The organism is Aeromonas sp. 603607, assembly GCF_049171595.1.
Lineage (GTDB): Bacteria > Pseudomonadota > Gammaproteobacteria > Enterobacterales > Aeromonadaceae > Aeromonas > Aeromonas veronii.
In genome coordinates, this window is record NZ_JAAKOV010000006.1 from 61,870 (window position 1) to 82,013 (window position 20,144).

Consider the following 20,144-nt stretch of genomic DNA (forward strand, 5'->3'; position numbering starts at 1 on the left):
ACGGGGTTCTGGCGGGCGGTGATTTGTCAGGGCGTGATGGGAATCGTTTTTCCCCGGGACTCAGGAGAGATCGAGTTCCTTCAGCTTGCGGGTCAGGGTGTTGCGACCCCAACCGAGCAGGCGCGCCGCCTCCTGCTTGTGGCCGTGGGTGTGTTCCAGCGCCGTTTCCAGCATGATCCGTTCGAACTGAGGCATGGCATCTGCCAAGATGTCTGTCTCTCCCAGCGCCAGCTTGCTGGCCACCCACTCTTGCAACTGTTGCTGCCAGCAACCGGGCAACGCCGGTTGGCCCGGTTCGGCGTTGTGGGTGATGGGAGTGAGCAGCTCGGCAGGCAGGTCGCCGACCAGCACTTCTTGCCCCGAGGCCATCACGGTAAGCCAGCGGCAGACGTTCTCCAGCTGGCGCACGTTGCCCGGCCAGGGCAGGCGGCTGATATAGGCCTGGGTATCCGGGTGCAGGCTCTTGGCCTCGACGTTCAGCTCTTTGGCGGCGCGCAGCAGGAAGTGACGTGCCAGCTGGGGGATGTCCTCACGGCGCTCCTTGAGGGCGGGGATGTGGATGCGGATGACGTTGAGACGGTGGAACAGATCCTCGCGAAACTCGCCATCGGCGACCCGTTTCTCCAGATTCTGGTGGGTGGCGGCGATGATCCGTACATCCACCTGCACCGGCTGGTGGCCACCGATCCGGTAGAACTGGCCATCGGCCAAGACCCGCAGCAGCCGAGTCTGCACATCCAGCGGCATGTCGCCGATCTCGTCGAGAAACAGGGTGCCGCCGTCGGCCTGCTCGAAGCGGCCGTGGCGGATGTTGTTGGCGCCGGTAAAGGCCCCCTTCTCGTGACCGAACAGCTCGGATTCGATGAGATCTTTGGGGATGGCCGCCATGTTGAGGGCGATAAAGTTCTTGTGGGCGCGCGGGCTGTGCTTGTGCAGCGCATGAGCGACCAGCTCCTTGCCGGTACCGCTTTGGCCGTTGATCAGCACCGAGATACTGGAGCGAGACAGGCGGCCGATGGCACGGAACACCTCCTGCATCGCTGGTGCTTCACCGATGATCTCGGGAGTGGCGGTGGTCTCTTGCTGACGAGACTTGCGCTTGGTGCGCTGCTCCTTGAGGTGATTCTCGGCGCGGCGCACCAGGGTCACCGCTTCGTCGATGTCGAACGGCTTGGGCAGGTACTCGAAGGCGCCTCGCTGGTAGGCGTTGACCGCGCTGTCGAGATCCGAGTGGGCGGTCATGATGATGATGGGCAGATCGGCCTGACGGCGGTGGATCTGCTCAAGCAGGCTCAGGCCGTCGATGCCCGGCATCCGGATATCGGAGAGGATCACATCGGGCGAGCGCAGCTCAAGGGCGTGCAGCAGGGCTTCGCCATCGGCAAAGCTCTCGCAGTTGAAGCCTTCGCTGCCGAGAGTGCGCTCCAGCACCCAGCGGATAGAACTGTCGTCATCGACGATCCACACTTTGGCGGTCATGGGGTTCCCTTACTTGCGAAGCGGTAGAAAAATGGTGAATTCGGTGTGACCCGGCCAGCTGATGCAGTCAATTCGCCCTTTGTGCTGGTCGATCAGGTTCTGGGCGATGGAGAGGCCGAGCCCGGTTCCCCCCTCCTTGCCGGTGATCATCGGGTAGAACAGGGTGTCGCGAATGGCATCGGGAATGCCGGGGCCGTTGTCGATGATCTTGATCTCCGCCGCCAGCCGGTAACGCTGGCCGTGGATGGTGATCTGGAACGCGGTGCGGGTCTTGATACGGATAAGCCCGGTCTGATCCCCCAGTGCTTCGGCGGCGTTGCGCACTATGTTGAGAAACGCCTGCTGCAGCTGATCCGGCTCCATCTCGAATTCGGGGATGCTGGGATCGTAATCCCGCTCGATGCGAACAGAGGGAGGGAGTTCGAGCTCCACCAGTCGGCGTACCTGTTCCAGTACCGAATGGACATTGTGCATCTGGTGACGGCCGGGGCGCTGGGGGCCGAGCAGCCGATCGACCAGTACCCGCAGCCGATCGGCCTGTTCGATGATGATGCCGGTATATTCGCGCAGCGCCGGGTCGGGCAGCTCTTTTTGCAGCAGCTGGGCCGCGCCACGCAGGCCGCCGAGGGGATTCTTGATTTCGTGTGCCAGGCCGCGCACCAGCTCCTTGGCCGCCAGCTGCTGGGCATGTTGCTGCTGCTCCTGACTGATCTTCTTCTGCTGGTCGATCTTGCGCAGCTCCACGACCAGCAGACGCTGTTCGTGGTCGGCCATGGGGGTAGCGCTCAGCTCCACCAGTCGCGGTTCTCCCTCTACCACCAGAGTCACTTCGCTATCGGTAAAGCCTTGCCCTGAAACGAGGCACTGCTTGAGCCGTTGCAAATCGAGGGAGATATGTTCCAGCAGATGAGGTAGTTCGATGCCGATCAGCCGGCGTTCACTGAGGGAGAGCAGCTGTTCAGCCGCCGGGTTGACGAATTGGATGCAGAGCCGTTCATCCATCAGGATCACGGCGGTCAGCAAATTATCCAAGAGTGTTTTGGCGTTGTCCGAGCGGGTTGGCACAGGTTTCTCCCTAAAACGGTGCTACACACCTATTATGCACCGATATGGTGCATAGAGTTTACCCGCATCGGTGCGCTATATCACCCTTGGTTGGCTTTGGGGGTGGGTTTGGGAGCCGGAGTCACGGTCGCTCTATGCAGGTAAAAGGTGACTGGTGTGGATTTAGCAAGGATCGTACCGTCTTTGGCGAGCAGTTCTAGCTGAGCTTCGTGGGCACCGCGATCGACATTTTCGACCCGGATAGAGAGGCTGTTGCTGACGATGGGGGCTGCCTTGCCATCCAGGGTCAGGCGCACATCATACTGGGTTGGCGGTTTGGGGCTGATTTGACCCTGAAAGACGATATTGCCTGTGTTGTCGCGCAGGGTGCTGCCCTGTTCCGGGGAGAGCAGCTCGATCACCAGTTTGGCCGCCTCCTGCTCCTTCTTGGCATCGGCGCCAGTCAGGCTGTTGAAGTTGTCTACCTGTACCGAGCTGGGGGCGCTACCCAGCAGGGGAGCAGCCCGCAGATCCACCTCCTTTACGTTTTTGCCGGGAGGAGGGGCATCCGTGTAGTGGGTAATGCCATTGCCATCGACCCAGGAGTAGACCTTGGCCGCATGAGTACTGAATGAGGTCAGTAACAGGAGGGTAATTGCTCCTATGCCATGTATCTTGTTCATCCATCTCTCCTTGACGGTATCTTGCTTAATCCTATCAGAGAAAAAACCCGCCATCTGGCGGGTTTTGTCACGATTCGGCAAGCTGCCCCAATCTAAATGGGCTGTCTGCTGCGACTTAGACGGAGTAGTACAGTTCGAACTCCAGCGGGTGCGGAGTCATGCGCACACGGTCAACATCCTGCTGTTTCAGTTCCAGATAGGAGTTGATGAAGTCATCGCTGAACACGCCGCCACGGGTCAGGAACTCGCGGTCAGCATCCAGAGCGGCCAGGGCTTCGTCCAGAGAACCGGCAACGGTCGGTACTTCTGCGGCTTCTTCCGGCGGCAGGTCGTACAAGTTCTTGTCCATGGCATCGCCCGGATGGATCTTGTTGATGATACCGTCCAGACCGGCCATCAGCTGGGCTGCGAAGGCCAGGTACGGGTTGGCAGCCGGATCCGGGAAGCGCACTTCGATACGACGGGCTTTCGGGCTCGGTACCACAGGGATACGGATGGAGGCAGAGCGGTTGCGGGCAGAGTAGGCCAGCATGACCGGTGCTTCATAACCCGGAACCAGACGCTTGTAAGAGTTGGTGGTCGGGTTGGCGAAGGCGTTGATGGCCTTGGCGTGCTTGATGATACCGCCGATGTAGTGCAGAGCCATCTCGGACAGACCGCCGTACAGGTCACCAGCGAACAGGTTGACGCCGTTCTTGGCCAGAGACTGGTGGCAGTGCATGCCGGAGCCGTTGTCACCGAACATGGGTTTCGGCATGAAGGTAACAGTCTTGTTGTAGGCGTGGGCCACGTTGTGGATCACGTACTTCAGTACCTGTACTTCGTCAGCTTTCAGTGTAAGAGTGTTGAAGCGGGTAGCGATCTCGTTCTGACCGGCAGTGGCCACTTCGTGGTGGTGAGCTTCTACGACCTGGCCCATCTCTTCCAGCACCAGACACATGGCGGCGCGGATATCCTGGGAGGAGTCGACCGGTGCAACCGGGAAGTAACCGCCTTTCACGAACGGACGGTGACCCTTGTTGCCATGCTCATAGGCAGTGCCGGAGTTCCATGCGGCTTCTTCAGATTCGATTTTCACGAAGCTGTGGCCCATGGTGTTGGAGAAAGTAATGTTGTCGAACATGAAGAATTCCGGCTCCGGCCCGAACAGCACGGTGTCAGCGATGCCGCTGGACTTCAGGAAATCTTCTGCACGCTTGGCGATGGAGCGCGGATCGCGGTCGTAGCCCTGCATGGTGGCAGGCTCCAGCACGTCACAAACGATGTTCAGGGTGGTCTCTTCGGTGAACGGGTCCAGCTTGGCGGAGGCTGCGTCCGGCATCAGTACCATGTCGGATTCGTTGATGCCCTTCCAGCCGCCGATGGAGGAACCATCGAACATCTTGCCGTCTTCGAAGAAATCTTCATCAACCTGGTGAGCAGGGATGGATACATGCTGCTCTTTACCCTTGGTGTCGGTAAAGCGCAGATCAACAAACTTGACTTCGTGTTCCTGGATCAGGGCCAAAACGTTCTGGGCTGACATGCTAAGTAACCTCCGGTGTTAAAACTCTCTGGGTGAATGCGTCGTCGTATTCACATAAGCCAGTATCGTGCCAAGTTTGTGACAGCTTGATTTCAGGGCAATCTCGCTGAAGAGGCTCCCCAAAATCAGGCGATCTCGACTCGTGTTGCATCAATTTAGTGCGATGGTGGATCGTTTTGGTGCGCTGTAATGGTGCGCGCAATACGGTCACCGCCCATCTAAGCAGGGTTTGTCAGAGAGGTCTATGATCCAGATCTGTTGTTATGCGCGAATGTACTGCAATTCTGCTAGGCAGATCACAAAGGCAAGAGTACAATTAGCGCCCAATTTTACCCGGTGATTGAGGCGAGAATGTTAGAGAATTTACGCAATATTGCGATTATTGCGCACGTTGACCACGGCAAAACGACTCTGGTTGATAAGCTGCTGCAGCAGTCCGGCACCCTGGACCGCTCCACGGAAGGCCAGGAACGGATCATGGACTCCAATGATCTGGAACGGGAACGTGGCATCACCATTCTCGCCAAGAACACTGCGATCCGCTGGAATGACTACCGCATCAACATCGTTGATACCCCGGGTCACGCCGACTTCGGTGGTGAAGTAGAGCGCGTACTGTCCATGGTTGACTCCGTGCTGCTGCTGGTTGACGCCGTAGACGGCCCGATGCCGCAAACCCGTTTCGTGACCCAGAAAGCGTTCGCTCAGGGTCTGAAGCCGATCGTGGTCATCAACAAGGTTGACCGTCCGGGTGCTCGTCCTGACTGGGTAATGGATCAGGTATTCGACCTGTTCGACAACCTGGGCGCGACTGACGAACAGCTGGATTTCAAAGTTGTTTACGCCTCTGCACTGAACGGTTGGGCCACCATGGATCAGGACGTCGAGTCCGAAAACATGGAGCCGCTGTTCCAGGCCATCGTTGACAACGTTGAAGCGCCGAAGGCTGATGCCGAAGGTGGTTTCCAGATGCAGATCTCCCAGCTGGACTACAACTCCTACGTGGGCGTTATCGGTATCGGCCGCATCACTCGTGGTCGCGTCAAGACCAACCAGCAAGTCACCATCGTTGGTGCTGACGGCAAGACCCGTAATGGTAAAGTCGGTCAGGTGCTGGGTTACCTGGGTCTGTCCCGTACTGAAGTTGCCGACGCGCAAGCGGGTGACATCATCGCTATCACCGGTCTGGGCGAGCTGAAAATCTCCGACACCATCTGTGACAACGGTGCCGTTGAGGCCCTGCCGCCGCTCTCCGTTGACGAGCCGACCGTGAACATGACCTTCCAGGTCAACACCTCGCCGTTCGCCGGTAAAGAGGGCAAGTTCGTGACCTCCCGCAACATTCTGGAGCGTCTGAACCAGGAGCTGGTCCACAACGTGGCCCTGCGCGTGGAAGAGACTGATGATCCGGACAAGTTCCGCGTATCCGGTCGTGGTGAACTGCACCTCTCCATCCTGATCGAAAACATGCGTCGCGAAGGTTACGAGCTGGCGGTATCCCGTCCGGAAGTAATCCTGCGTACTGTTGACGGCGAACTGCAAGAACCGTTCGAAACCGTAACTGTGGACGTTGAAGAAGCGCACCAGGGTTCCGTGATGGAGCAACTGGGTCTGCGTAAAGGCGAAATGACCAACATGACTCCGGATGGTAAGGGTCGTGTCCGTCTGGACTTCATGATCCCGAGCCGTGGCCTGATCGGTTTCCAGACCGAGTTCATGACCATGACCTCAGGTACCGGTCTGCTGTACCACACCTTCGACCACTATGGTCCGCACAAGGGTGGCAGCATCGGTGAGCGTCAGAACGGCGTGCTGATCTCCAACGCTACCGGTAAGGCACTGACTTACGCCCTGTTCGGTCTGCAAGACCGCGGTCGTCTGTTCATCGGTCACGCGACCGAAGTGTACGAAGGTCAGGTGATAGGTATCCACTCCCGTTCCAACGACCTGACTGTTAACTGCCTGAAAGGCAAACAGCTGACCAACATGCGTGCCTCCGGTACCGACGAAGCTCAGGTTCTGACTCCGCCGATCCGCATGACTCTGGAACAGGCTCTCGAGTTCATCGATAACGATGAACTGGTAGAAGTGACTCCGAAGAACATCCGTATCCGCAAGAAATTGCTGACCGAGCTGGATCGTAAGCGCTCTGGCCGTGGTTAATGCCATGTGCTGAGTCTCGGCAGCCCTCGCGGCCGCTGACGGTTCACTGATAAACGGACCCAAACCTCTGGTTTGGGTCCGTTTTTTTATGCTTGTGATCCGCTCTGGCCATGCCGATGAGGTCGTTCAGGCCACCGGTAATGGGGCTGATGAGCGTTGAGGGAAAGTCGTGGGGATGGACGAGATAAAAAAGCCGCAGCGGGTGAACGCTGCGGCTTTTTGCTTGCTTACGGTGAGCGTTACTGGCGCCAGAAGGAGGGGAAGAAGAGCACGGCGACCGTCAGGATCTCCAGTCGTCCCAGCAGCATGCCGAATGACAGCAGCCATTTGGCCGATTCCGGCAGGCTGGCAAAGTTGGTGCTGGGGCCGACCACCGGGCCCATGCCCGGGCCGACGTTGGCAACGGCGGTGATGGAGCTGGATATGGCTGTCAGGGGGTCAAGCCCGATGGCGCCCAGCAGTGCGGCTATCATCAGAATGATGGCGAAGTAGGCCAGCACGAAGGAGATCATTGAGCGGATGATGGCGTCATTGACTGTCCGGCCGTTGTACTTCTGGGGAAATACGCCGGAAGGGTGCATCAGTTGGCGCATCTGCTTCTTGAACAGGGCAAAGGCCACTTGTACCCGGAAGATCTTGAGGCCGCCCGCAGTGGAGCCAGAGCAGGCCCCAAGAGCCAGCAGCACGATGAAGACGATGCTGGCGAGCGGCCCCCAGGTGCCGAAGTCACCAAGACCATAGCCGGTGGTGGTGAGTACCGAGACGATGTTGAAGCAGCTGATGCGCAGGGCATCCCAGAAGCCGAACAGATCTCTCTCCCACAGATAGAAGGTCATGATGACTGTGACCCACACCACCAGCCAGAAGAAGCCGCGCACCTGGGCATCCTTGAGCAGGCTGTAGTCCCTGTGGTTCAGGCTCTGCACATAGAGTAGAAAGGGCAGGCCGCCGAGGAACATGAACAGGGTGCCAATCCAGTGTGCCGAGTTGGAGAAGTGGGACATGGATTGATCGGAGGTGGAGTAGCCGCCGGTACTGAGGGTGGTCATGGCGTGGTTGATCGCCTCGAACATATTCATGCCGCTGGCCCAGTAGGCCATGAAGCAGAGCATGGAGAGCACCAGATAGACCACAACGATGTTGTTGGCGACCGTCTTGGCACGCGGGGCGCTTTTGTCTGACCAGTCCGAGCTCTCGGTCTGGAACAGCTTCATGCCGCCGACGTTGAGATAGGGCAGTACGGCAACCGCCATCACGATAAAGCCGACCCCCCCCAGCCACTGTAGGATGGATCGCCACAACAGGATGCTGTGGGCCATGTTGTCGAGGCCGGAGAGCACGGTAGAGCCCGTGGTGGTCACCCCCGACATGGTCTCGAAGTAGGCGTCGGTAAAGTTGATGTGGGTGATGAAGACAAAGGGCAGCGCCCCGAAGATACAGGCAACCACCCAAACCGAGGTGGTGAGCAGGAACATCTCCCGCACCCCCAGATGAAACTCCGCCTTGCGGCCGTAATGGAGGCAGAGCAGGGCGGCGCCGTGGGTGATCAGCACGGACTTGAGAAACTCGACAAATCCCTCTGACCCGGTGAGCAGTGCCAGCAAGGTGGGCAGCCACATGAAGAGCGCCAGCTTGGAGAGCACCAGCCCGAGGGTGAAGATAATGGGACGCAGTTTGATCATGTTCGATAACCTGGTCGTTGATTAACAAAAGACCCGGACCATCCCCTTGGAGGAGCTGAGCCGGGTCTGGTTTGACAGCCTGTGCGCATGAAGACGTTACAGGAAGAAGGGGCTTGGCTGGAACAGCCGCTCCACTTCCGGGATGTACTTCTTGTCCACCAGGAACATGACCACGTGGTCATCCTGCTGGATCTTGGTACGATCGTGGGCGATCAGCACCTCATCCCCGCGCACTACGGCACCGATAGTGGTACCCGGCGGCAGCTTGAGCTCGCCCACCGTCTTGCCGACCACCTTGGAGGTGTTCTCGTCACCGTGGGCAATCGCTTCGATCGCCTCGGCAGCGCCGCGGCGCAGGCTGTAGACGTTGGCGATATCGGCCCGGCGCACATGGGTCAGCAGGGCCGAGATGGTGGCCTGTTGGGGCGAGATGGCGATATCGATGGAGCCACCCTGCACCAGATCGACGTAGGCGCCGCGCTGGATCAGCACCATGGTCTTCTTGGCGCCCATCTTCTTGGCGAGCAGCGCCGACATGATGTTGGCCTCATCCTCGTTAGTCACGGCGATGAAGACGTCAATTTGATCGATATGCTCCTCGGCCAGCAGCTCCTGATCCGCCGCATCGCCGCAGAAGACGATGGTGTTCTCCAGCAGTTCGGAGAGCTGCTCCGCCCGCTTCTGGTTGCGCTCGATAAGCTTGACGCTGTAGCGCTTCTCCAGCTGACGGGCGAGGCCTGCGCCGATGTTGCCACCACCGACGATCATGATGCGGCGGTAGGGGCTCTCGAGGCGCTGCAGCTCAGACATCACGGCACGGATATGGCCCGCGGCGGCGACGAAGAAGACCTCGTCATCCGCTTCGATGATGGTGGTGCCTTGCGGACGGATCGGGCGGCCCTGACGGAAGATGGCCGCTACCCGGGTCTCGATGTTGGGCATGTGCTCACGCAGGGTGGAGAGGGCATTACCCACCAGCGGGCCACCGTAGTAGGCCTTGACCGCCACCAGACCAACGCGGCCACCTGCAAAATCAACCACTTGCAGGGCGCCCGGGTATTCGATCAGGCGACGCACATAGTCGGTCACCAGCTGCTCCGGCGCGATCAGGTGATCAACCGGTACCGATTCCGGCAGGAACAGGCGATCCCGCTCGGTCAGATAGGCTGGCGAGCGGATCCGTGCCACCTTGTTCGGGGTGTTGAACAGGGAGTAGGCCACCTGACAGGCGATCATGTTGGTCTCGTCACTGTTGGTGACGGCGACCAGCATGTCGGCATCCTGAGCCCCCGCTTCGCGCAGCACCTTGGGGTGAGCGCCGTGCCCGTTGACCACCCGCAGGTCAAACTTGTCCTGCAGTTCGCGCAGGCGCTCACTGTCGGTATCGACGATGGTGATGTCGTTGTTCTCCCCGGCCAGGTTCTCGGCCAGGGTGCCGCCGACTTGGCCGGCTCCCAAAATGATGATCTTCATAGGGAACGTCTACTCACGTTGATGCTGTAAAGGGGAGCGCCAGAACGGAGCTGGCAGCTCTCCCGAATGAGGTTTGTCATGCCAGGTTCAGAGCTTGACCAGTTTGGCGTAGTAGAAGCCATCCATCTCGGCTTCACCCGGCAGGAACTGGCGACCCGGGCAGTCCGGGGTATCCTGTTCGTGCAACGGTACCAATTTGGCATCTTTGGTCGCGGCAAGGAAGGCGCGGATCTGGTCGCGGTTCTCTTCCGGCAGGACGGAGCAGGTAGCGTAGAGCAGGGTGCCGCCGCTTTTCAGCTTGCCCCAGAGGGCATTGAGAATGCGGCGTTGCAACTCGGCCAGCTCGCGAATGTCCTGATCACGGCGTAGCCACTTGATGTCGGGATGGCGGCGGATCACGCCGGTGGCAGAGCAGGGGGCATCCAGCAGAATGCGGTCGAACTGGCCCTCCGGCCACCACTGTTCCGGTGCCGCGGCATCGCCGTGGATCACTTTGGCGGTCAGGCCGATGCGATCCAGGTTCTCCTGCACCCGCTTGAGGCGGTTTTCATCGGCATCGACGGCAACCACGCCAGCCAGTTTGGGTTGCCGCTCCAGCAGGTGGGCAGTCTTGCCACCGGGGGCCGCGCAGGCATCCAGCACCCACTCGCCCGGTTGCGGGTCGAGCAGTGCCGCAGCCTGTTGTGCTGCTCCATCCTGTACCGAGCAGTCACCCACTTCAAAGCCGGGCAGTTTGGTCACATCGCAAGGACGCTCCAGCAGGATGCAATCCTCGCCCTCTTCACCGGCCACTGCATTGATGCCAGCTTCGGCCATGCGAGCCAGCATGGCATCGCGGCTCTGGCGCTGGCTGTTGTTGCGGATCCACATGGGGGGGCGCTGGTTGTTCGCCTCCATGATGAATTCCCACTCATCGTGATAGGCCTGACGCAGGCGCTTGGTGAGCCACTCCGGATGACCGAGGCGAATGCTGGGAACGCGGTCGATGCGCAGCAGAATGACTTCGGCGCTGCGCTGGAAGTTGCGCAGTACGCCGTTGATGAGGCCACGCAGTGAGGTGCCTTTGAGCAGTTTGACGGCGTTGACGGTCTCGGCCACCGCGGCGTGAGCCGGAATGCGGGTGTAGATGAGCTGATAGAGACCGACCAGAATGAGGTAGTGGAAAATGCGGCTCTTGTTCTTGAGCGGCTTGTCCATCATCTCGTTGACTGCCGCATCGAGGCGGGGCAGCCAGCGCAGGGTGCCGTAGCAGAGTTCTTGCAGGAGAGCGCGATCGCGAGGCGCGACCTTCTCCTGGGCAGCAGGCAGAACAGCGGAGAGGGATTGACCCTGATCCAGCACCTGTTGAATAACGAGAGCGGCCTGTGCACGTGTTTTCATAGAGTTACCTTAGATGCGCAAGTCGGGGCCTGGGCCCCGCTTGTGTCAATTCAATCCAGTTCAATTCAATTGCGTGCCGGGTTCAAACCAGTCGCGGCGAGAGTTGAGCAGATCCGAAACGGACATCGCCTTCTTGCCGGGCGGTTGCAGGGTCAGCAGGCGCAGTACCCCTTTGCCGGTCGCGATATCGATCCCCTGCTTGTCGGCCTTGAGCAGGGTGCCGGCGGGTTGGCCGTGGTCGATGTCGATGACGGCGGCTTGCCATACCTTGACGGTCTGGTCAGCTACTTCAAACCAGCTGATGGGCCAGGGGTTGAACGAGCGAATACAGCGTTCGATGGCAACAGCTTCCATCGACCAGTCTATGCGGGCCTCTTCCTTGGAGAGCTTTTCGGCGTAGTTGGCCAGCGCATCATCTTGCGCCTCGGCAGCGGTTTCACCGGCAGCCATGGCACCGATGGTGTCGACCAGCGCCTGCGGACCCAGCTCTGCCAGCTTGTCATAGAGGCTGGCGGAGGTCTCGTCGGCGGCGATGGGGCAGCTTACCTTGCGGATCATGGCGCCGGTATCCAGCCCCACATCCATCTGCATGATGGTGACACCTGTTTCGGCATCGCCCGCCCAGATGGAGCGCTGGATCGGTGCCGCGCCACGCCAGCGGGGCAGCAGGGAGCCATGGACGTTGATGCAGCCCAGACGCGGGGTATCGAGTACCGCCTTGGGCAGGATCAAGCCATAGGCCACCACGACCATCAGGTCTGCGCCAAGGGCGGCCAGTTCGGCTTGCGCCTCTTCCTTGCGCAGGGTAGCGGGCTGGTAAACCGGCAGGTTGTGGGCCAGTGCCAGCTCTTTGACCGGGCTGGCGGTGAGCTTCTGGCCACGGCCGGCGGGCTTGTCGGGTTGGGTATAAACGGCAACGACCTCGTGGTCGGAAGACAACAACGCCGCCAGGTGACGGGCGGCGAAGTCGGGAGTACCGGCAAAAATCAGTTTCAGCTTATTCAACGGGGCAGATCCTCAGAGGACTTTGCGATCTTCACGGGCCATCTTTTCCAGCTTCTGGCGAATGCGCTGGCGCTTGAGCGGGGACAGGTAATCCACGAACAACTTGCCCATCAGGTGGTCCATCTCATGCTGGATACAGATGGCGAGCAGGTCGTCCGCTTCCAGCTCGAACGGTTTGCCGTGGCGATCCAGGGCGCGGATCTTGATCTGCTCAGCGCGAGGCACCAGAGCGCGGCTGCCAGGCACGGAGAGACAACCCTCTTCAATGCCGGTGCTGCCACACTGGGAGATCACTTCCGGATTGATCAATACCAGAGGATCTTCACGGTTTTCAGAGACATCGATCACTATGATGCGTTGATGAATATCCACCTGCGTTGCGGCCAGGCCAATGCCTTCCTCCGCATACATGGTTTCGAACATATCATCTACAATTTGTTGTAACTCGGGTGTAAAGGTCTCGACAGGGGCTGCGATAGTACGCAGACGCTCATCGGGAAAACGCAATACATCTAGAATGGCCATAGTTTTTTCTTTAGTTTCGTATAAATGCAGTCAATATTGGCGTAATTCTAGTCATTTACGCCGACAAAAAACAGCAACACTTTGCGCGCAGAGGTAACAGGGAGTGTTATGTATCTGAAGCAAACCATCCTCACCTGCCTGCTGGTGACCATGAGCCAAGCCGCTCTGGCCGATCAGCTGAGGTTGAAAGCGGGTTATCCCGAAAGCTATGTAGTGCAAAAAGGCGATACCCTGTGGGATATCTCCGGCAAATATCTCTCTGAGCCATGGCTGTGGCCCCGGCTCTGGAACATCAATCCACAGATTTCCAATCCGCACTGGATCTACCCAGGGGACGTGCTGCACCTGAGCTGGGTCAATGGTGAGCCCCGGCTGGGCAAAGCGATGCAGGGGGGCAAACAGGTCATCCGTCTCGGCCCGAAAACCCGTTATGAGAGCAAGGCAAATCCTATCCCTACTCTGCCCTTCAGCGAGATAGGCCCCTTTTTGCAGACGGACCATATCTTGGCCGACAGTCAGCAGCAGAAAATGCTGCCCTATTTGCTGGGTTCCGACGAAAAGCACATTGGAATGCTTGAGGGGGACACCCTCTATGTGCAGGGAGCTCTGATACCGGGCAAGATGTATGGCATCTATCATCCCGGGGTGGTCTACAAGGATCGCGAGACAGGTGAGCTTTTGGGTCAGGAGGCCATCTTTGCAGGCGTGGTGCGTGCGGTAGCGCTGCTGGATGGTGATCGGACCGAAGTGACTCTCACCCACAACCAGCGTGAAGTATTGCAAGGTGACAAGATTATGGAGCTGCCCCCTCAGGAGAACATGCCTGCGGTTTTCATGCCCAAGGCTGCCCCGGCGATTGCCCCTGGCTACATCATCGACTTGCCGAGCAAAGCCAGGGGAGGGGGCAAGTTTGATGTGGTCTTGATTAACAAAGGCGCTAGGGATCAACTCTCCGCGGGCGATGTGCTCGATGTTCGGCGTCCGGGGGTTGCGCTGGTCACCAAGAATGGTGCAGTGCAATACAAGGAGTTCTCCTCTGTCTACGACAAGGTGTTCTACAGTAGTGGCAACCAGAAGGCACCACTGCCCTCTGAAGCTATTGCCCGCGTCATGTTGTTCAAGGTGTATGACAAGCTGAGTTATGGCCTCATCATGCAGAGCAAGGACATGGTGAGCTCGGGTTATCAGGTCACTCACTTCTGACGTGAACTACCCCGATGAGCGCTTGGCGCTCTGGTTAACCCTCAATGCGGTTACCGGAATCGGCCCTGTAACCGCAGTTCGACTGCTGGAGCAGAGCGGTGGTTCGATTGATGCCCTGTTTCAGAGCGATGAAGCGCAACTGTATGGTATGGGGCTGTCGTCAGAGCAGGTCAGGCAACTGCGCTGGCCCTCGCCGGTGGTTGAGCAGAGCCTGGCTTGGGCCGCTTTGCCTGACAATATCCTTATTCCGCAAGATCACCCGATTTATCCACCCTTGTTGCGGGAAATTCCCGCAGCTCCCCTGTTGCTCTACTGTCGTGGCGATCTTGCTGCGCTGTCGCTACCCCAGCTGGCAATGGTGGGGACACGCCATCCTACCTATGCAGGTAAAGATAATGCCTCCCGCCTCTGTAGCGAGCTGGTTGGATGCGGGTTAGCCATCACCTCGGGTCTTGCGCTCGGTATCGATGGTGTTTGCCATCACCAAGCGCTGGCTTGTGGCGGTATCACCCTTGCCGTGTTGGGTTCCGGGCTGGATTGCCTCTACCCCAAACGCCACCAGGGGCTGGCAGGCCAGATTCTGGAGAGCGGTGGCTTGCTTATCTCCGAGCTGGCACCGGATAAAGGACCGCTGGCTGAACATTTTCCTCGTCGCAACCGTATTATCAGTGGTCTGTCGCTGGGAACTCTGGTGGTGGAGGCGACCGAGCAGAGCGGTTCGCTGATCACCGCCCGTTATGCGCTTGAGCAGGGGCGCGAAGTGTTTGCGGTACCCGGTGCCCTGCAAAACGCCCAGGCGATAGGGTGCAACAGATTAATTCAGCAGGGGGCCAAACTTGTGCTGAGTGCGGCCGATATAGTGGAAGAGCTGCCAGAGTGGATCGCACGGCCACATCCGTCGGTCATACCATCTGAGCAACCGCATAATAGCGAATTGCCTTATGCCGATTTGTTGGATAACGTAGATTATGAGACCACGAGCGTGGATACCGTTGCCGAGCGGGCCCAGCTTCCTGTCGAAGTGGTATTGGGCAGGTTGGTAGAGCTGGAGCTGGCCGGTGCAGTGATGGCGGTAGCCGGTGGATACGTCAGAGCGAGGAGGGCGAATCATGTTTGATGTATTGATGTACCTTTTCGAGACCTACATCCACAGCGATGCAGATGTGATGGTCGAGCAGGATGAGCTCACCGACGAGTTGAGCCGGGCCGGTTTCGATAAAGAAGAGATCGACAAGGCGCTCGACTGGCTGGAGCGGCTGGCCAATCTGCACGACAGCGAGCGGGAGGTCTATGTCACCGCCAGCGCGCAAGGCTCGATGCGTATCTATGCTCCGCAAGAGCTAGCACGCCTCAGCACCGAGTGCCGCGGCTTCCTGCTCTTTCTGGAACAGGCCCAGGTGCTGAATGCCGAAACCCGCGAGATCTGTATCGAGCGCCTGCTCGAACTGGACAAGCCGGATATCGAGCTGGATGACCTCAAGTGGGTCGTCATGATGGTGCTGTTCAACGTGCCGGGCAGTGAAAATGCCTACCAGCAGATGGAAGAGCTGGTGTTTGATGAGTCAGACGGCGTCATTCACTGACAGTCCGGTGCCGCGCTGGTAGAATTCAGGCCATCTGGTTTTCAAGGCGCGGCCCATGTCAAAAATCGATCATCACCTCTTTTCAGCCCACGAACATGCCTTCGAGCGCGAGCCGTGCCCGCAGTGCGGGGCCGAGCTGGTGATCCGCCAGGGCAAACATGGCCCCTTTCTCGGCTGTTCTGCCTATCCTGCCTGTGATTACATCCGCTCCCTGACGCCATCCGGCCGCGACATCGAAAAGGTGCTCGAAGGCTCTGCCTGTCCCGATTGCGGAGAGCCGCTGGCGATCAAGAAGGGGCGTTACGGTCTCTTTGTCGGTTGTACCCAGTATCCGGCCTGTCAGCACATCGAATCCCTGCAGGAGAGTGACGATACCCAGATACTCTGCCCCGAGTGCGGCAAGGGTCATCTGGTGAGCCGCACCTCCCGCTACGGCAAGCAGTTTTACTCTTGTGATGGCTATCCACACTGCAAATATGTGGTGAACGACAAACCGATCCCCATGCCTTGTCCCGCGTGTGGTTGGGGCATCATGGTAGAGAAAAAAGTGAGGGGAACTCTGCGTTGGGTCTGTCCGCAAAAGAAATGCGGCCACCAAAGTGAGCAGGTATAATCCCGCCGCCGCAACCGGATTGAAACGTTTTCGGTGAACTTCAACCCCCCACTTGGAGTAAGGAAATTCCCACCATGAATAAACCCTTTGTTGCCGTATTGATGGGCTCTGATTCTGATTTCCCCGTGATGCAGACCACCCTCGAGGTGCTCAAGTCATTTGATATCGCAGTGGAAGTCAAAGTCACCTCCGCGCACCGCACGCCAGCTGCGACCCATCAGTATGTGACCGATGCCGAGGCCCGTGGCTGCAAGGTCTTTATCTGTGCTGCCGGTCTGGCTGCGCATCTGGCGGGTGCCGTAGCCGGCATCACGACTCGTCCCGTGATCGGGGTGCCCATCGACGGTGGTCCGCTCAAGGGGCTGGATGCGCTGCTCTCCACCGTGCAGATGCCGGGTGGTGTACCGGTAGCGACCGTGGCGATCGGCAAAGCCGGTGCCAAGAACGCAGGTTATCTGGCAGCCCAGATGCTGGCAGTAGCCGATGATGAACTGGCGGCCAAGGTTCGGGCCGAACGCCAGAAGAATGCCGAAGAGGTGATGGCTAAGGATGCCGCCCTGCAGGCTCAACTCAAGTAAGTGAATAGGTGGCGATCCGGATGTGTCGTATTTTTCCTGTGCAACAGCAACACGTCACTTTGCCATGGTCGCCGCCATACGGATTCAACTTGCTACTAAGTGACGAGGCGGCAGCGTGGCTGCCGCATTTTTCCTATGCCAAATGAATTTGAACAGGCAGTTGCCGCCCTCCAGCAGGAAGGGGTGATTGCCTATGCGACCGAGGCCGTGTTTGGTCTGGGATGTGATCCCGACTCCGAAGTGGCGGTGCAGCGACTGCTGGCCATCAAACAGCGTCCGGTAGAGAAAGGGTTGATCCTGATTGCTGCCGACGTGGCGCAATTGCAGGATTACATCGATCTGAGCCAACTTAGCGGTGAACAACTGGCTCGGGTTGAAGCCAGCTGGCCCGGTCCTTTTACCTGGATCATGCCTGCCCGTGCGACGACGCCGGTCTGGCTGACCGGGCAGTTCGAGACCCTGGCGGTACGCGTGACGGCTCATCCTCAGGTGCAGGCGTTGTGCCGTGCCTTTGGTAAGCCGCTGGTCTCTACCAGTGCCAACTTGACCGGTGAGGAGCCTGCCCGTCGGGTGGCCGATATTGGTGAGCGGCTGGCAAGCAAGTTAGCCTATATCCTGCCCGGGGAAGTGGGTGGTCAAGCCAACCCATCAGAGATCAAGGACGCCCGAACCGGCGCCATTATTCGCCCCTCCTGAGCAGGCGGATACGTCATGATTTGCTATCAATCCGCTGAGCGGTGAGCTCATCGGATTGATTCAACTATAAAAATGGACAGGGCGTTCACGATCCTGCCTGACTGGAGACAAGATGAGCAAACCGGATGTGGCCCAGGTCAAGGCCTTCCTGTTGCAGTTGCAGGACGAGATCTGCCGGGGTCTGGAGCAGGCCGATGGCAGTGGACACTTTGTGGAAGATGCCTGGAGCCGTGAAGGCGGTGGCGGTGGTCGCACCCGTGTGCTGCGCCACGGTGCGGTGATCGAGCAGGGGGGCGTCAACTTCTCCCATGTGTATGGCGATGCCATGCCTGCCTCTGCTACAGCCCATCGGCCAGAGTTGGCCGGTCGCAAGTTCGAGGCGATGGGCGTGTCGCTGGTGATCCATCCGCACAACCCCTATGTGCCGACCAGCCACGCCAACGTCCGTTTCTTCATCGCCGAGAAAGAGGGTGAAGAGCCCATTTGGTGGTTTGGCGGTGGTTTCGATTTGACGCCTTTCTACCCGTTTGCCGAGGATGTCCGGCACTGGCATCAGGTCTCCCGTGATCTCTGCCAGCCATTTGGTGATGATATCTACCCAGAGTTCAAATCCTGGTGCGATCGCTACTTCTTCCTCAAACACCGCAACGAGACGCGGGGGGTGGGCGGTCTCTTCTTCGACGATCTGAATCGCTGGCCCTTTGCCGACTGCTTTGCCTTTATGCAGGCGGTCGGTCGGGGTTATCTCGATGCCTACCTGCCGATCATCGAGCGACGCAAGGCACTGCCCTATGGTGAGCGGGAGCGGGAGTTCCAGCTCTATCGTCGCGGTCGTTATGTGGAGTTCAATCTGGTGTATGACCGTGGCACCCTGTTCGGGCTGCAGACCGGCGGACGTACCGAGTCGATCCTGATGTCGATGCCACCGCTGGCACGTTGGGAGTATGACTGGCAGCCGGAGGTGGGCACTCCTGAAGCCTTGCTCTATACCGACTATCTCACGCCGCGAGAATGGCTGTGACCCGAGGGGCCATGATGGCCCCTTTTTACTGGCCGATATTCGGCTTGTTCCCGAGTGCGAAAACCCGTTAAATCGGAATATTGCCCTCTGATGGAACTCTTTGATGGATCGTTATCTGGTTTTTGGCCACCCGGTGCGCCACAGCAAGTCCCCCTTCATTCACACCCTGTTTGCCAGACAAACCCAGCAAGAGCTGGAGTATGGGCTGGCTGAACCCGCCGTCGACGAGTTTGCCCAAGCCCTGCGCACCTTCTTTGACCAAGGGGGCAAGGGATGCAATGTCACCGTTCCCTTCAAGGAGCAGGCATTCACTCTGGTCGATCACTTGAGCCCAAGGGCCAAGCGGGCGGGCGCGGTCAATACCATCAAGCTGACCGATGATGGCGTGTTGCTGGGGGATAATACCGATGGCGCCGGTCTGGTCGCCGATCTCAAGTCCCATGGTGTGACGCTGGCGGATAGCCGGATCCTGCTGCTGGGTGCCGGTGGCGCGGCTCGCGGTGCATTGGCGCCGCTACTGGCCGAGTTGCCGAGCGAGCTGGTGATCGCCAACCGCACCCACGCAAAAGCGCAACAGTTGGCTGCCGAATTCTGCGATCTGGGGCATGTGACTGCCCAGACCTATGAGCAGTTGGCAGGGTCATTCGATCTCGTCATCAACTCTACCTCCGCCAGCCTGCAAGGGGAGCTGCCGCCGTTGGCTCCCGCCCTGATCCACACGGATATTGCCATCTACGACATGATGTATGGCGCCTCGGATACGGCCTTTATCAGTTGGGCCAAACAGCATGGGGCCCGTCAAACCATGGATGGACTCGGCATGCTGGTGGAACAGGCCGCCGAAGCGTTTACCGTGTGGCGCGGAATTCGTCCCGGGACTAAACAGGTATTGAGAGAGTTGAAGCGTAACTTGGGGGTGATATGAACCAGGGGATTCTGTTTCCCGACCTGATGGAGTGGCAGGCTGACGAACAGCGGGTGCGTTTTCCTGCCCAGCAGATGGGGGCGCTGATAGATTGTTACATCAGCCATCGGCGACTGGAGAGAATGACAGGTCTGGCGCTGACGAGAGAGGATGACATCGTCAGAGCCTTCGAAAGTGTGCGTTTTGATATTGAAGATATTGCTGAAAAACTCATTGAAGAACAAGAGTTTGCTGAAGATGGCGCTATCTATCTCTGATTTTTCAAAGTTTTTTTGTTTTGTAGCGGAACTACTTTGAAATGGCGCTGACTAACTAGATAGTTGAGGAAGTGCTAGCTAGTCACCTTTATAACTCCCCGGTATTCGTACTGGGGATTTTTTTATCTGTATGAAAATAAAAGATTTTTTCTTAATCTGTAAGTTGTGAAACTAAATTACATAAATTACTTTCACTTTCTGCTGCTTTGCTGTACAGTTGTCCGCGTAGGGTACAGAGGTAAGATGTTCTATCTTTCAGACCTTTTATTTCACGTAATTGAATGTGGCTGAATAGCTGCCCCGATGAGA

General features: G+C 58.5%; 19 protein-coding genes. 10 read left to right on the forward strand and 9 right to left on the reverse strand.

Annotated elements, in window-relative coordinates; genetic code table 11:
- Positions 1 to 60: 60 nt before the first annotated feature.
- From glnG to glnA, 4 genes are all read right to left on the reverse strand, one after another.
- A complete protein-coding gene (glnG, locus tag G5315_RS07800) occupies positions 61 to 1,479 on the reverse strand; it encodes a nitrogen regulation protein NR(I) (protein ID WP_421332848.1) in 1,419 nt (472 codons plus the stop codon).
- Positions 1,480 to 1,488: 9 nt separating this feature from the next.
- Positions 1,489 to 2,544 carry a nitrogen regulation protein NR(II) gene (glnL, locus tag G5315_RS07805; RefSeq protein WP_005356202.1) on the reverse strand — a complete coding sequence of 352 codons (1,056 nt, stop codon included), beginning with the start codon at positions 2,542 to 2,544 and terminating at the stop codon, positions 1,489 to 1,491.
- An 80-nt stretch (positions 2,545 to 2,624) separates the two neighbouring features.
- Positions 2,625 to 3,206: a DUF4124 domain-containing protein gene (locus G5315_RS07810; RefSeq protein WP_100647086.1), complete on the reverse strand. Its 582-nt coding sequence runs from the start codon at positions 3,204 to 3,206 to the stop codon at positions 2,625 to 2,627.
- A 115-nt stretch (positions 3,207 to 3,321) separates the two neighbouring features.
- The gene (gene glnA / locus G5315_RS07815; protein ID WP_005339672.1) at positions 3,322 to 4,731 is read right to left on the reverse strand and encodes a glutamate--ammonia ligase; all 1,410 of its coding nucleotides are present in this window, start codon (positions 4,729 to 4,731) and stop codon (positions 3,322 to 3,324) included.
- Positions 4,732 to 5,082: 351 nt separating this feature from the next.
- On the opposite strand from glnA, the gene typA reads away from it, so the two are divergent.
- The gene (gene typA / locus G5315_RS07820; RefSeq protein ID WP_106844305.1) at positions 5,083 to 6,894 is read left to right on the forward strand and encodes a translational GTPase TypA; all 1,812 of its coding nucleotides are present in this window, start codon (positions 5,083 to 5,085) and stop codon (positions 6,892 to 6,894) included.
- 239 nt (positions 6,895 to 7,133) lie between these two features.
- Here typA and G5315_RS07825 read toward each other — a convergent pair whose 3' ends face one another.
- The 5 genes from G5315_RS07825 to def all read right to left on the reverse strand — a co-directional run bounded on the left by G5315_RS07825 (position 7,134) and on the right by def (position 12,959).
- A complete protein-coding gene (locus G5315_RS07825; protein WP_216952300.1) occupies positions 7,134 to 8,576 on the reverse strand; it encodes a TrkH family potassium uptake protein in 1,443 nt (480 codons plus the stop codon).
- Between the two features lie 96 nt (positions 8,577 to 8,672).
- On the reverse strand, positions 8,673 to 10,049 hold the full coding sequence (trkA, locus tag G5315_RS07830; protein WP_005339689.1) for a Trk system potassium transporter TrkA: 1,377 nt from the start codon (positions 10,047 to 10,049) through the stop codon (positions 8,673 to 8,675).
- An 87-nt stretch (positions 10,050 to 10,136) separates the two neighbouring features.
- Positions 10,137 to 11,429, reverse strand: a complete 1,293-nt coding sequence (rsmB, locus tag G5315_RS07835; RefSeq protein ID WP_005341964.1) for a 16S rRNA (cytosine(967)-C(5))-methyltransferase RsmB — start codon at positions 11,427 to 11,429, stop codon at positions 10,137 to 10,139.
- A 60-nt stretch (positions 11,430 to 11,489) separates the two neighbouring features.
- Positions 11,490 to 12,434 (reverse strand): methionyl-tRNA formyltransferase, encoded by a 945-nt coding sequence (gene fmt / locus G5315_RS07840; protein ID WP_368227063.1) that lies wholly within the window; start codon positions 12,432 to 12,434, stop codon positions 11,490 to 11,492.
- A gap of 12 nt (positions 12,435 to 12,446) precedes the next feature.
- On the reverse strand, positions 12,447 to 12,959 hold the full coding sequence (gene def, locus G5315_RS07845) for a peptide deformylase (protein WP_216952294.1): 513 nt from the start codon (positions 12,957 to 12,959) through the stop codon (positions 12,447 to 12,449).
- A gap of 108 nt (positions 12,960 to 13,067) precedes the next feature.
- Between def and G5315_RS07850 the strand changes: the two genes are divergently transcribed.
- The 9 genes from G5315_RS07850 (at position 13,068) to G5315_RS07890 (ending at position 19,835) form a co-directional block, all read left to right on the forward strand.
- Entirely contained in the window at positions 13,068 to 14,162 is a 1,095-nt protein-coding gene (locus tag G5315_RS07850) for a LysM peptidoglycan-binding domain-containing protein (RefSeq protein ID WP_421263271.1), read from the forward strand.
- A 1-nt stretch (position 14,163) separates the two neighbouring features.
- The gene (dprA, locus tag G5315_RS07855) at positions 14,164 to 15,279 is read left to right on the forward strand and encodes a DNA-processing protein DprA (protein ID WP_421255738.1); all 1,116 of its coding nucleotides are present in this window, start codon (positions 14,164 to 14,166) and stop codon (positions 15,277 to 15,279) included.
- The gene (locus tag G5315_RS07860; protein WP_005339699.1) at positions 15,272 to 15,745 is read left to right on the forward strand and encodes a DUF494 family protein; all 474 of its coding nucleotides are present in this window, start codon (positions 15,272 to 15,274) and stop codon (positions 15,743 to 15,745) included. The genes dprA and G5315_RS07860 overlap by 8 nt, the downstream gene beginning before the upstream one ends.
- Positions 15,746 to 15,800: 55 nt before the next feature.
- The gene (locus G5315_RS07865) at positions 15,801 to 16,358 is read left to right on the forward strand and encodes a type I DNA topoisomerase (protein ID WP_005339702.1); all 558 of its coding nucleotides are present in this window, start codon (positions 15,801 to 15,803) and stop codon (positions 16,356 to 16,358) included.
- 74 nt (positions 16,359 to 16,432) lie between these two features.
- Positions 16,433 to 16,936 (forward strand): 5-(carboxyamino)imidazole ribonucleotide mutase, encoded by a 504-nt coding sequence (purE, locus tag G5315_RS07870; protein ID WP_005339704.1) that lies wholly within the window; start codon positions 16,433 to 16,435, stop codon positions 16,934 to 16,936.
- 135 nt (positions 16,937 to 17,071) lie between these two features.
- Positions 17,072 to 17,632 (forward strand): Sua5/YciO/YrdC/YwlC family protein, encoded by a 561-nt coding sequence (locus tag G5315_RS07875; protein WP_421263270.1) that lies wholly within the window; start codon positions 17,072 to 17,074, stop codon positions 17,630 to 17,632.
- Positions 17,633 to 17,744: 112 nt separating this feature from the next.
- Positions 17,745 to 18,653 carry an oxygen-dependent coproporphyrinogen oxidase gene (hemF, locus tag G5315_RS07880; protein ID WP_421332849.1) on the forward strand — a complete coding sequence of 303 codons (909 nt, stop codon included), beginning with the start codon at positions 17,745 to 17,747 and terminating at the stop codon, positions 18,651 to 18,653.
- Between the two features lie 103 nt (positions 18,654 to 18,756).
- A complete protein-coding gene (gene aroE / locus G5315_RS07885) occupies positions 18,757 to 19,578 on the forward strand; it encodes a shikimate dehydrogenase (protein ID WP_421332850.1) in 822 nt (273 codons plus the stop codon).
- Positions 19,575 to 19,835, forward strand: a complete 261-nt coding sequence (locus G5315_RS07890; protein ID WP_069555578.1) for a DUF1488 domain-containing protein — start codon at positions 19,575 to 19,577, stop codon at positions 19,833 to 19,835. Before aroE ends, G5315_RS07890 begins: the two co-directional genes overlap by 4 nt.
- Positions 19,836 to 20,144 lie beyond the last annotated feature (309 nt).